The 13,447-nt window shown below is 53.4% G+C and carries 10 protein-coding genes; 8 read left to right on the top strand and 2 right to left on the bottom strand.

Going from position 1 to position 13,447, the window contains the following annotated elements; genetic code table 11:
* The first annotated feature begins 65 nt into the window (after positions 1-65).
* The gene (locus tag C7820_RS04485) at positions 66-554 is read left to right on the top strand and encodes a GNAT family N-acetyltransferase (RefSeq protein WP_076171413.1); all 489 of its coding nucleotides are present in this window, start codon (positions 66-68) and stop codon (positions 552-554) included.
* Between the two features lie 192 nt (positions 555-746).
* Positions 747-1,637 (top strand): aldo/keto reductase, encoded by an 891-nt coding sequence (locus C7820_RS04490; protein WP_089547858.1) that lies wholly within the window; start codon positions 747-749, stop codon positions 1,635-1,637.
* A 156-nt stretch (positions 1,638-1,793) separates the two neighbouring features.
* On the opposite strand, the gene C7820_RS04495 is transcribed toward C7820_RS04490, so the two are convergent.
* Positions 1,794-4,133, bottom strand: coding sequence for a helix-turn-helix transcriptional regulator (locus C7820_RS04495; RefSeq protein WP_116229918.1), 2,340 nt, complete (start codon positions 4,131-4,133; stop codon positions 1,794-1,796).
* A 410-nt stretch (positions 4,134-4,543) separates the two neighbouring features.
* On the opposite strand from C7820_RS04495, the gene C7820_RS04500 reads away from it, so the two are divergent.
* The 4 genes from C7820_RS04500 to C7820_RS04515 are packed head-to-tail and all read left to right on the top strand — an operon-like array spanning position 4,544 to position 9,835.
* Positions 4,544-5,533, top strand: coding sequence for an ABC transporter permease (locus C7820_RS04500; protein WP_258875113.1), 990 nt, complete (start codon positions 4,544-4,546; stop codon positions 5,531-5,533).
* Positions 5,534-5,563: 30 nt separating this feature from the next.
* Complete coding sequence (locus C7820_RS04505) at positions 5,564-6,451, top strand: carbohydrate ABC transporter permease (RefSeq protein ID WP_116229919.1); 888 nt, start codon at positions 5,564-5,566, stop codon at positions 6,449-6,451.
* 39 nt (positions 6,452-6,490) lie between these two features.
* Positions 6,491-8,023, top strand: coding sequence for an extracellular solute-binding protein (locus C7820_RS04510; RefSeq protein ID WP_116229920.1), 1,533 nt, complete (start codon positions 6,491-6,493; stop codon positions 8,021-8,023).
* A gap of 33 nt (positions 8,024-8,056) precedes the next feature.
* The gene (locus tag C7820_RS04515; protein WP_116229921.1) at positions 8,057-9,835 is read left to right on the top strand and encodes a glycoside hydrolase family 35 protein; all 1,779 of its coding nucleotides are present in this window, start codon (positions 8,057-8,059) and stop codon (positions 9,833-9,835) included.
* A 174-nt stretch (positions 9,836-10,009) separates the two neighbouring features.
* Here C7820_RS04515 and C7820_RS04520 read toward each other — a convergent pair whose 3' ends face one another.
* The gene (locus C7820_RS04520) at positions 10,010-11,092 is read right to left on the bottom strand and encodes a GntR family transcriptional regulator (protein ID WP_116229922.1); all 1,083 of its coding nucleotides are present in this window, start codon (positions 11,090-11,092) and stop codon (positions 10,010-10,012) included.
* Between the two features lie 520 nt (positions 11,093-11,612).
* Between C7820_RS04520 and C7820_RS04525 the strand changes: the two genes are divergently transcribed.
* Both C7820_RS04525 and C7820_RS04530 read left to right on the top strand, forming a co-directional pair.
* Positions 11,613-12,530, top strand: coding sequence for an ABC transporter permease (locus C7820_RS04525; protein ID WP_397334093.1), 918 nt, complete (start codon positions 11,613-11,615; stop codon positions 12,528-12,530).
* Positions 12,531-12,541: 11 nt separating this feature from the next.
* A complete protein-coding gene (locus tag C7820_RS04530) occupies positions 12,542-13,438 on the top strand; it encodes a carbohydrate ABC transporter permease (RefSeq protein WP_089547852.1) in 897 nt (298 codons plus the stop codon).
* The last annotated feature ends 9 nt before the right edge of the window (positions 13,439-13,447 follow it).

Below are 13,447 nucleotides of genomic sequence, written 5' to 3' on the forward strand. Positions count from 1 at the left end.
TGACAAAGTTATATAGTGGAAATGAAGTTTAGGATCGTGAACAGGAAAATAGGAAGGTGAAGTTAATGGAGTTCAGGCTGGACCTGGTTCCGCACAAGCGCAGGCAAGTGATCTACAATTTGATGCAGCTGTATATGTACGATTTTTCCCGCTACCAGGATATCGTAGTGGACGATAACGGCAAATTTCCCGAGTACCCAGGAATCGACGAGTACTGGCGCAGGGGAACCGGCAAGCATGCTTTTTTGATTTCGTACGATAAGGTGCCGGCCGGTTTTGCGCTGGTAGACCGGCTGTACGACCCGATCGAAGGCGACTTTTACATGACGGAGTTTTTTATTATGCAAAAATACCGCCGCACCGGCATGGGAACCTGGGCTGCGCAGTCGCTGTTCGATCGGTTCAAGGGCAGATGGAAAGTGACCCAGATCAAAAACAATCTGCCGGCTCAGGCCTTCTGGCGGAAAGTGATCGGCAGCTACACGAACGAGCGGTATTCGGAAAAGGTTCACCCGCAGTATGGCAATATCAGCCAATATTTTAGCAGTTTATAGATGGAACTGAATACATAGGCTCTCGTTGACTGGGAAGCGAGCATTTCTTGAATCGGAGCGGGCCGGGGAGGAAGAACCGTCCATGCCAGCGGTTTGGCGGTCCTCCGTTTTGGGTAAACATCTCATATACTGCGTAAAAGTCACTTCGTATCTATGAACGTATCCAATTATGAAACCAGGGAGGATTTCATTATGGAAAGACGGGCATTCGGCAAGACAGGCATGGAAGTGAGTATTTTGGGCTTTGGCGGCGCGGAGATCGGCAAGGAAACGGATCTTTCCAAAGTCGAGCAGCTGCTGGGCAGCGCGCTTGATGCGGGCCTGAACATGATCGATACGGCGGAGTGCTACGGCGACAGCGAGGAGCTGATCGGCAAAACGATGGCGAACCGCCGCAGCGAATATTATTTATTCACCAAGTGCGGACATGCCTCCGGCTTGGATTATAAAGATTGGGACCCTGAGCTGCTGGAGAAAAGCATCGACCGCAGCCTGAAGCGGCTGCAGACCGATTATGTCGACTGCATCCATCTGCACAGCTGCTCGGAGGATGTGCTGAGACAGGGCGCGGTGATCGAAGTGCTGCAAAAGGCCAAGCAGCAGGGAAAGACGCGGTTTATCGGATACAGCGGCGATTCGATTGACGCATTGTATGCGGTGCAAACCGGCGTGTTTGACAGCTTGATGGTGTCGCTCAATATCGCCGACCAGGAAGTGATCGACCTGACGCTGCCCGAAGCGCGCAAGCGGGGAATGGGGATCATCGCCAAGCGGCCGATCGCCAACGTAGCCTGGACTTACGACAAGCTCCCCGAGAACGCCTACCCGTATAAATACTGGCAGCGGCTGAAGGAGCTGCAGTATGACTTTCTGCGGGACAACGAGCAGGCGGTGGCGGATGCCCTTCATTTTACGCTGGATACGCCCGGGGTGGATACCGCGATCGTGGGAACGAACAAGCCCGGGCGCTGGTCGCAGAACGCTGAGATGCTTGCAAGCACGAGCCTGAGCCATGACAAGTACCAGGAGATCCGGGCGCGCTGGAAGGAAGTGGCCCCGCGGGACTGGGTGGGTCTGACGTAAGAGATCGGCCTGACGTAAGGCGTCCCGGGGCTAAACGGCTCATGACGAAGCGCATTTAACCTTAATGAATTGCACGATAGAGAAGGCTCCCTCTGGAACACTTCAAGTTCCGGTAAGGAGCCTTTTTGCATGCGCGAAGACCGGGAGAACCACCCTTTATTCGGCCTTTCCGAGCTTCGTTTCGCTAAATTGAAGACGGTACTGCCCTGGCGTCATCCCCTCAAGCTTTTTAAACATCCGGTTGAAATACGGCGGCTGATAGCCTACCGATTTGGCGATTTCGTTCATTTTGAGGTCGGTCGTCAGCAGAAGCTTTTTGCAGCGGCCGATTTTGAGCGCCGTTAAATAATCAATGTAATTCGAGCCGGTCATTTGGCGGAACGCCTTGCTGAGATGCGACACGCTGACTCCGGCTTCCATGGCGAACGTCTCGAGGGAGATATCGCACATGTAATTGTCGTGAATGGTTGACAGCACCTGATCGACGATATCCTTCATGGCATGCTGGTAGCTCTTGGACAGCATGTCGATGTACGGCCGAATTACCCGTTTGCCGAACCACTGGATACACGCCTCAGCGTCCCTCAGCGTCCTCAGTTCTTCTTCCAGCTGGACGCCGTCAAAGAGGGCGTACGGGTTATGTCCCGACTGCAGCATGGACCGGTACAGGCTGCTCTTCAGGCGCATCAGTCCCTGGTGGACGACCCATTCGGGCGCGCCTTCATTTTTCAGCGCGGTCACGAACCGCTCCAGGATGTCCGCTGCCTCGCGTTCCAGCCCGAGGTTCAGTGTATGCGTAAATTCCTGCTCCAGATCGTACGGAAAATCGACTTCGGGATTCGCCTGCTCCAGCACGGCGGTTGCATCCAGCAGCTGGCTCTCCGACGTAAACGTACGGTAGCTGAGCGCTTTGCGCGACTGTTCCAGCAGGTAAGGAATGTCCATCCACAGCGACGCCGGGCCGTTCACGACGATCGTCGACGGCATGCGCAGCACATGCTCCAGCGCACGGAGCATATCCCCGCCAAGCCGAAGCAGTTCATCCCGCGCATCCATGGCGGAGGTTTCCGGAAATATCAGCACCGCGGCAATCGAACCGTCGAGCAAATCGAGCGTATGCACATAGGTTGCCGACGCCTCCGACATTTCGCCGACGATGTTGATGGCCGCGTAGGTGATGAGCTGGCTGTCCTTTTCTGTCAGGGGGGCCTTGTGACCGTCAAGTCCGTGCAGCTGGCAGACCACGACCGAAAACAGGCAGCCTGTCACGTCGAGCTGCAGGGCGCGAAGCTTTTCGATCATTTCCGTCTCCGATAAATGGGCGGCTTGTCCCAGCACAAACTGGTTGATCAGCGCTTCCCTGACTTTGGGAGTGGATTGATCCAGCCGGCTCTGCAGCGACTCGTTGGCGAACCGGTACTGCTGCCATTTTGCCTCAATGTAGGCCATTTCGTCGGACGGGTCGGCGTCTTCATCCGTTTTGCCGTCCCTGACCAGATCCATCACTTTGCGGAACGGCTGGTAGAAGCGGTTGGACGCAAACCAGCTCAGCCCGAGCGCGGCGATGAGAGACAGAACCCAGTAGACGACCACCACATGCGTATAGGCACTGTTGGGCGCGGTGACTTTGGATGACGGGGTACCCGTCACAAAGGTCCAGATCCGGTTCATTTTCTCAAAAGAAACCGCATTCATGAGGAACTGCTCATGATCCGCACGGATTTGAAAGCGCGACTGGCTGTCATACGTGCGCTTGGTCGAGCTGAGCTGTTCCATGATCCGAGGCAGCAGCTCGGGATACGACTTGGCGGCATCCGACTGACCAATGACCACGTCGCTGCCATCAAGAACATAGGCGGCCTGGTCGGGGGTCACGTTCAATTGGAGCATGGACGGGTTGACGTACAGGACGAGCGCCCCGTAAGAGGTTTGGCCGTTAAAAGGCAGCTTCATGACGATCGCATGCTTGGAGCCGCTGCGCCCAAACGGCCGGGTGAGATGATTCGTCCAGAAAATACCCGTATCCCCGTTCATGAGACTGTTCCAAACGGCACGATCCGCCGGATCGTCCAGCGTGCGCAGGCCGAGGACCGGCTGCAGCAGCACATTCTGCTTCGGTATGTACAAATAAGCCTGATCGATCAGCGATTCCCCGTTTTCGATCAGCGACATCGTGTCCAGCAGTTCCTGGGTCTTTTCGAACTCATCGACATAGTTCATGTCCGCGATCGCAGGCTTAAAGATGGGGTTGGCCATCATGTGCAGGGCGTACTGTACCAGCTGGGCGAACTGGCCGTCGATTCTGCGTACCGATTCCCGCAACATGATCTCGTTATTTTGCTGATACTGCTGGATCAGGTACCGGTTGCCGACATACCCGCCAATGCAGCTGACGATCGTGATCGGAATACAGGTCAGCAGGATCGCAAGCGCGATGCTTCTCCAGTATACGGTCCCTTTCGATGCGAACCTTTTCGCCAAGTAGTCTCTCAACATGGTATCCACTCCCGCTCGTTTGCTTCCGCTTTGAATCTTGATCATAACGATAGTATGTCTATCATAACGAACGGCAGCGGGGTTGAATAGACCTGTAACCCATGAATTTCCGCCAGTCAAAAAAGTGCAATCCCCAGAAACGGACACGCTGAAATGATTGATCAAATGCGGCCTCAGCCGCTTCGCTTAAAGAATTGGACATGACCAAGGGTGTGGCGCCCGTTCTGACGGGAAAGAAAATCGAATTGCCGGAAATCCGGCCGCCCCCTAACATGATTCACATAAGCGGCAGCAGGGCGGCAGGCTCACAACCACCGGATGGATATCAACCCGGGCAGCAGCCAACCATCCCGATTGCCACGGACCAGCTAGCAGGGGACCAACATTTTTTACGAAAGAGAGGGAGCGCGATGAGCGAAACATCGATGGGCGGGCAGTCCGAACGGCGATCCGCCCCGGGAAATTCTGCCCCGCTAAAGGAGATCACGCTGAAGAAGCGGAGGCTGTGGCCGGATCTTCGGCGCGACAAGTATTTGTATTTACTGGCCATGCCGGGGCTGCTGTTTTTCATTATTTTTAAGTACATCCCCATTACGAATCTGGTCATTGGCTTCCAGGATTATTCTCCTTACCTTGGGATCATGGGCAGCAAGTGGGTCGGATTTGAGCACTTTGTCCGCTTTTTCTCCAACCCCGATTTCTGGATGCTGCTCCGCAATACGCTGGGCATCAGTCTGATGAATCTGGTGTTCTTCTTCCCGGCTCCGATTATTCTGGCCCTGATGATGAACGAAGTGAGAAATCAGATCATGAAGCGGTCGGTTCAGTCGCTGATCTATATTCCGCATTTTCTGTCCTGGGTGCTGATTTACGGGCTGACGTACTTGATGTTCTCCCAGTCAGAAGGGCTGATCAACAAGCTGCTGGAGGCAAGCGGGAGGAGCACCGTCGATATTTTATCGAATCCGCATTATTTCTGGGGCATGCTGACGGTTCAGTCCATTTGGAAGGAAGTAGGGTGGGGTACGATCATCTTCCTCGCGGCGATCGCGGGCGTCGATCCCCAGCAGTATGAAGCAGCTGTCATGGACGGTGCCGGGCGGTTCCGCCGGATGTGGCATATTACGCTGCCCGCGATGCGCAATGTCATTATGATCCTGTTCATTTTGCGCCTCGGCACGATTATGGATACCGGCTTCGAGCAGGTGTACCTGATGATGAACGTGGCGGTAACGGAGGTGGCCGAAGTGTTCGATACCTATGTATACCGGGTCGGCATCCGCCAAGGCGAGTTCAGCTACAGCACGGCCATCGGCCTGTTCAAATCGGTCGTCGGCGTCGTCCTGGTCGTCCTTGCGAACAAGGCGGCTAAACGCCTGGGTCAAGACAGCTTGTATTAAGGTAAAACTTCGAAAGGAGAGTTGCAGCGGATGGAACTGTCCCTGACCTGGAAAGACCGCCTGTTCAGCCTGTCCAACGGCGGGCTGCTGATTTTGTTCAGCCTGGCCATGGTGTTTCCGATTTATTATACGATTGTGCTTTCGTTTACGGACCCGACGGAGTATTATACGAGGGATTTGATTTTGTGGCCGCATCACTGGTCGCTGGACGCGTACCGCTATCTGCTCGGCAACGGCTTGTTCGTCAATTCGGTGCTGATCAGCCTGTTTCTGGCGACCGTGGGTACGCTGCTGAGCCTGCTGGTGACCGGGGGACTGGCCTATGCTATCTCGGTCCGCCGGCTCCGGTTCCGCAAGACGATGATGGTCATGATCCTGATTACGTTTTTGTTTACGCCGGGACTTGTGCCGCTGTACATGGTGGTCCGAAACCTCGGTCTGATTGACAGCGTCTGGTCGCTGATTTTGCCGTCGCTGACGAGCGGCTGGTACGTGCTGCTGATGAAAGGCTTTTTCGACAGCATCCCGGACAGCCTGGAAGAGGCCGCGCGGATCGACGGCTGCACCGAAATCAGCGTGTTCTGGCGGATTATCATTCCGTTGTCGCTGCCGGCGGTGGTCGCTTTCGGGCTGTTTTTTGCGGTGGGGTACTGGAACACCTATTTCAACGCGATCATGTTCATGAATGAGCAGAACAAATGGCCGCTGCAGGTGCTCCTGCAAAATATGCTCGTCGATCCGACGACGATGGGCGGCGGCGAGAACGCCAATATCAGCGTTACCATGAACCGGCAGATGCCGACGGAGACGCTCAAAATGGCCGCGGTGGTCATTGCGACGATCCCGATTATGCTCGTATATCCGTTCCTCCAGAAGCACTTCGCCAAAGGGGCGATGGTGGGCTCGGTCAAGGAATGAAGATATAGTACAGGGTAAATCCAAAGGAGGTTATTCTCTATGAAAAGACAAGCAGAACAGAGAGCAAGGCAATGGTTCATCAAAACGCTCGTTGTGGCGGTGGGCACCAGCCTGCTGCTGTCCGCCTGCGGCGGCGGGGGTAAAAGCGGCTCGGCGGATTCTTCGGCCCCGACCAAGATACAGATGCAAACGCTGAATTACGCGACAGAGTTTATCGACAATACGAATCCGATCTGGAAGGAATTTGAGAAGCGCACGAACACGCAGCTGGATATTACCTGGCTGTCGCCGACAACGTCCGAGGAGAAGATCAACGTCATGCTGGCATCCGGCGATCTGCCGGAGGTGACGTTCGTGGAATCGCTGCTGAATCCGCAGCTGCAAAAAATGATAGGCCAAGGCGTGTTCTGGGATCTGACCCCGTTCATCAAGGATTACCCGAACCTGAGCCAGCCCGCGCTCGCCGAAATGTGGACGGATTCGAAGGTCGACGGCAAAAATTACAGCATTCCCCGCTATTACCCGAGTTATGGAGGAGGGGCGTTCCCGATTCTGCGCAAGGATTGGATGGACAAGTTGGGACTGCAGACCCCGACCACCATGGACCAATTTTTCGACGTGCTGAAGGCGTTCAAGGAGAAGGATCCGAACGGAAACGGCCAGGCGGACGAAATTCCGTATGCCGCCAACAGCGATACGATGGGCTTTGTGTATGGGGTGTTCAACGGCGTGCAGGGTGCCTGGAAGCTGAAGGACGACAAGCTGGTGCCGACGATTACGGAAGACGCGTCGCGGGATGCGCTCCTCTGGATCAAAAAAGCGTATGACGCCGGACTGTTCCCGAAAGATTTCGCAATCCTGAAGTACTCCCAGACGGTCGACCTGATCCGGGGCGGTAAATCGGGCGGCACGTCGCAGTCGATGAACCACGCCTGGGTGACGGGCTCCAAAATCAGGGAAGTGGTGCCGACGGCGGATTACATGCCGATCACCTATCTGCAAAACGCGGAAGGGGAGAAATATACGCCATCCGGATCGCCGTATTACGGCGTGTACCTGATCCCGAAAAAAGTGCCGGAAGCCAAGGTGAAGAAAATCCTTGAATTTTTCGATTATGCGTACGGCAAGGAAGGCAATGAGCTGGCAACTTACGGCATTGAAGGCGTCGATTACACGGTCGAGAACGGCCGCAAAATCCCGACGCCGCAGGCAGCCAAGGACCAGGTGGGCGATGGCAACATGAACAATCTGATCCACCTCATCAGCGACGATATGTCGATCGGAGCGGTCGGCATGCCGGACGACGTATACAACCGCAATGTGGAAATCGTCAATGAGCGCAAACAAATCAAAACACCGAACCCGGGCAACGAGCTGTACTCCGAAGCCTACAATAAATACTATCCGGAAATTTCGAAAAAAGTGAGCGATATGCGCACCAAAGTGATCATCGGCAAGGATACGATCGAAAACTACGACAAGCTCATCGAGCAGCTCCGCAGCGATCCGACGCTGAAACAGGTTGCGGATGAGATGACAGAGGCTTATCATAAAAAAATGGAAAGCCAGTAACCTCCAAATCCCATTCATGAGAGAGGCGAAACGATGAGTGTACTAAGCGTTCAAGGAAAGCAGTTTGTGTGGGACGGCGAGCCCATCCGCCTGGTTTCCGGGGCGATCCATTATTTTCGGGTCGTTCCCGAGTATTGGCGGGACCGGTTAACGAAGCTGAAGGCTTGCGGCTTTAACACGGTGGAGACCTATGTGGCCTGGAATATCCATGAGCCCAGAAAAGGGGAGTTCGTGTTCGATCACGGGGCGGATCTCGTCCGCTTCATCGAAATGGCCGGTGAACTCGGCCTGCATGTCATCGTAAGGCCCAGCCCGTATATTTGCGCCGAATGGGAGTTCGGCGGTCTGCCCGCCTGGCTGCTCAAGGAACCGGGCATCCGGCTGCGCTGCAATGACCACCGGTATTTGGGCCACGTCGATGCTTATTATGACGTGCTGATTCCGAAGCTGGTTCCGCTGCTCAGCACGAACGGCGGGCCGATCATCGCGATGCAGATCGAGAACGAATACGGCAGCTATGGCAATGACAAGGCGTACCTGAACCATTTGAAGAAAGGGCTTACATCCCGCGGCGTGGACGTGCTACTGTTCACCTCGGACGGGCCGGGAGATTTTATGCTGCAGGGCGGCATGGTGGAGGGCGTGCTGGAGACGGTCAACTTCGGGTCCCGTGCGGTTGAAGCCTTTCAGGAACTGGAAGCCTATCAGCCGGACAAGCCGTATATGTGCATGGAGTTCTGGAACGGATGGTTTGACCATTGGGGCAAGCCGCATCATACCCGCGATGCGGCGGATGCTGCGCGCGTGTTCGAGGACATGCTGGCGGCCGGCGCTTCGGTCAACTTCTATATGTTCCACGGCGGGACGAACTTCGGCTTTTACAACGGCGCGAACTGCGGGGAAGAAGGGTACGCGCCGACCGTCACCAGCTATGATTACGATTCCCCGCTGAATGAATGGGGTGAGCCGACAGAGAAATTTTATGCGGTCAGGGACGTTCTGGCCAAGTACGTGGACCTGCCGGAACTGCAGCTTCCCGATCCGATCGAGCGGAAGAGCTACGGCGAGGTCCGCCTGACCGACCGGGTCGGCTTATTCGACTCGCTGTCTGACCTGTCTGACGCGGTGGAGCGGGCTGTGCCGGAAACGATGGAGCAGCTGGATCAGGACTACGGCTTTATCCTGTACACGACCTTCGTCTCCGGGCCGCGCGGAGAAGCCGACTTGATCCTGCAGGAAGTTCGGGACCGTGCACTCATTTTTGTCGACGGGGAGTATCAGGGCGTCGTTCAGCGCTGGGATGAGCAGCGCAGCCTGAAGCTGACGATTCCGGCCGGCGGCGCGAAGCTGCAAATTTTGGTGGAGAACCTCGGAAGGGTCAATTACGGGCCGTACATGCACGACCCGAAAGGGATTACCGAAGGGGTCCGGTTAGGCAACCAGTTTTTGTTCGGATGGACGATCCACACGCTTCCGCTGAACAACCTGGACCAGCTGGCCTTTGTTCCGCATCTGAAGGAAGAAGGTGCCGCCGGCTTGGATGCTGCAAGCCCGAATACCCCGACATTTTACAGAGGCACCTTTGAGGTAAGCGGAACCGCCGATACCTTCTTGGACGTCACAGGCTGGACAAAAGGCGTCGCTTATATTAACGGGTTTAACCTCGGCCGGTACTGGGAGGTTGGGCCGCAGTCCACGCTGTATATCCCGGCACCGCTGCTGCGCGAAGGCCGGAACGAAATCATACTGTTCGAGCTGCACGGAACGCGGCAGCCGTCCGTCACACTGGCGGATCAGGCAAAGCTGGGTTAAAGCGGACAAAGTTAATTCCTGCAAGAAAGAGCAGCATGACATGAACTTATCATATAGATCAGGATCATCGTCTCCTGAACGGGAAAAGGGAACGGCCTTAGGCGGCCGTTCCCTTTTTGATTTGTGGTTAGCTCAGTTCATTATGTGAAAAATTCATAATAGAAAAGCAGAGCGTCATGGCTCTACGTTGGACCGGATCGACTCGCGGATGACGAGCTCCGTGGACAGCAATATTTTTTTGGATCCGCCGGACATGTCTTTGCTGCTCTCAAACAGCAGTTTTGCCCCTTCATAGCCCAGCATCTCGAAGGGCTGATTGACGGTGCTCAACGATACTTTGGCATATTTCGAGCTTTCTACGTCATCGAATCCCATGATCGATATTTGCTCCGGAATGCTGACCCCTTGCTGCGTAAGCTGCCCGATCACTTCGAGCGCGCGTCTGTCGTTGACGCAAAACAGGGCGGTGAGCTCGCCTCTCTGAATTTGCCGCAGCAGCTTCGCATAATCTAATTCCCGCTGAAGAAACAAGACATCGTCATCCGGCCCGAGCGAGGCGTCTGCCATGGCATGGCGGTATCCGTTGTACCGTTCGACCTCGGTGCTCAGATGAAAATCATAGGCGGCGAAACCGATCTTCCGGTGGCCCTGGGCGATTAAATACGCAACAGCCTCATAAGCGCCGTCATGGTTATTGCATGTAATGCAGTTGACCGGATAACCGGCAGGAAAGCGGTCGAGCATGACGAACGGGATCGACTTCTTCCGGATTTCGTTGAGGTACTCCCTTGCCGCGTCGGGATTGGCGGAATAAATCAGCAGCCCGCGGTTCTCGGACTGGATCAGCTTCAGGATCAGCTCCCGCTCCTGTTCGACATCATTTTCCACAAATTCAATGATAAGTTTGCATCCCTGCTGGTTCAGAAAGGATTGCACGCCTTTGATAATCTTCATATACGAACTGTCGTACATATCATTGCCGGAAATGATAAAGGTCACGTAATTGGACGTTTGATTAACAGACTCCGCCGGATTGGCGACAAAGCTGCCTTTTCCCCTGATCCGGTAGATAACGCCTTCATTGACGAGCTCCGCCAATGCTTTCCTTACCGTAATGGAGCTGACATCCAGCAGCTTGGAGAACTCCGATTCGCTCGGAATCCGGTCATCCTTGCCAAGCTCGTTATTCTCGATTTGCGACAGTACATAATCTTTCACCAGCTGGTACTTAGGCAATGTTGTATCGTTCTTGCTCATGCAGGGTCACCTCTTATATGGACATATACTTACTTATAACGCGTTGTTTGTTAAATAGTATACCAAGTGATGCGGTCTAACTCAACTTTATTGTATAAATCCGGATCGAGCAGATAGGTTATCTACGCGATATATCTTGAAAATTGTTGATTTTATCTTGAAATATCCAATCTGCGCCGTTGTGAACGGATAGTATACTAACAACGTTGTGTTAAAATCATAAATCTATATATTGACGACCAAATTAGTATGTGTTATCCTTCGCTTAGCATAACAACTCCGGGGAAAATGCATATGGTTTTATCTGCTTGATGTATACGTTTAAGTTTTGTCTAACCGTCTTAACCGTTGCGGAGATTTAAGCTTGCACGCCTGTTTGAAAGCGTTTCGATCCCGGGGAGAAGGTATTTAACAGCAAGTATTGAATGCGCTTTCACATGCGGGCGTATCCGATGTGTTTTTCGGTGAAGAACGGCCGGAGTTCAAACGATGACTTGAAGTAACTAGAAAAGGGGTGTTTATGTTGGCGGCAACCAATAAAAAGCGATGGTCCAAACTGTGGAAACACCGATATCTGTACCTGATGGTGTTGCCCGGTATGATCACGGTGCTGGTCTTCAGCTACTTTCCGATGTATGGAATCACCATCGCCTTCAAGGATTACAACGCATCAAAGGGGATTATGGGAAGCCCTTGGGTCGGCTTTAAATATTTCACCACGTTTTTTCATGACCCGATGGCTTTCCGTGTGTTAAAAAACACGCTGCTTTTAGGTCTGTATACGCTGCTGTGGTCGTTTCCCGCACCTATTATCCTCGCCTTGTTATTTAACGAGCTGAGGAACAAGCATTTTAAAAAATTCGTCCAGACCGTTTCGTACTTTCCTCATTTTATTTCAGTGGTGATCGTTGCGGGGATGCTGAAGGACTTTACGGCCAGAGACGGCCTCTTCAACCAAATCATTACATACTTTGGCGGCACCCCGATCATGTTTCTGCTGGAGCCGGGTTATTTCCGGACGATCTTCATCTCTTCCGGCATATGGCAGGGAGTTGGCTTTGGAACGATCATTTACCTTGCCGCTTTGAGCGGGATCGATCCGACCTATTACGATGTGGCGGAAGTGGACGGAGCGAGCCGATGGAAAAAGATCGTGCACATTACCTGGCCCTCGATCAAAACGACAACGATCATCCTGCTGATTTTCGCCTTGGGCGGAATTCTCGGATCCGATTTTCAGAAAATTATTCTGCTGTATTCGCCTGAAACTTACAGCGTGGCTGACGTCATAGGATCGTATGTTTACCGTCAGGGGATCCTCGGCGCTAGATACGAGTACACCACGGCCATCGGATTATTTATGTCGGTCATCTCCTTTGTCATTTTGTACATTTCCAATTGGGTCAGCCGCAAAGTCTCGGAGACGAGTTTGTTTTAGGGGGGATAATCTTGAGAAAAATCAGTTTCGGTTCCAGAGTGTTTGACGCCTTTAATATTTTCATCATGCTGTTGATCCTTGTCGTTGTGCTGTACCCCATTCTGAATATTATCGCTACCTCCTTCAGCAGCGGGAAGTACATCGCATCGGGAAGCGTTACGATTTGGCCGAAAGGCTTTACCGTACAGGCTTACGCAGACGTATTTAAAGACTCGCTCATTTATAAGGGGTACCTGAATTCCATCCTTTACGCGGTAGGTTCTACCGGTATTATGCTGCTGTTTACTTCGCTGCTGGCTTATCCGCTGACCATTCCCGGATTTGCGGGAAAGAAATTTATCACTATCTTTCTGATGATCACGATGTTTTTCAGCGGGGGCTTAATTCCTACTTACCTGCTCATGCGCAGTCTGCATCTGCTTGACACCGTTTGGGTCATGATCCTTCCCGGCGCGGTTGGAGCTTACAATGTGTTTTTGTTCCGGACCTTCTTTTCGAATGTGCCGGCAGAGCTGAAAGAATCGGCGGTCATGGATGGAGCCAACGATGTCGTCGTCCTGTTCCGGATCGTCCTGCCGTTGTCGAAGGCACTGCTTGCGACATTTGCCTTGTTTGGTTTGGTAGGAAGCTGGAACAGCTGGTTTGAAGCGCTCATCTATCTTAAGGATCAGGATAAGTATCCGCTGCAAATGATTCTGCGAAACTATTTGTTTGCGCTGGATACCAACGCGATCCAAGGCAGGGTAGGCGCCGGTAACGTGGCCATCAATTCTTCGGGATCCTCACTTGATCCGAAGGCGATCCGAATGAGCGTGATCATCATTACGATGTTCCCTATTATGGCGATTTACCCATTCTTTCAAAAGCACTTTACGAAGGGCGTATTAGTGGGAGCGATTAAGGGCTGACAACATATG

It is taken from the genome of Paenibacillus sp. VMFN-D1 (assembly GCF_003386155.1).
In the GTDB taxonomy this organism is placed as follows: domain Bacteria; phylum Bacillota; class Bacilli; order Paenibacillales; family Paenibacillaceae; genus Paenibacillus_AQ; species Paenibacillus_AQ favisporus.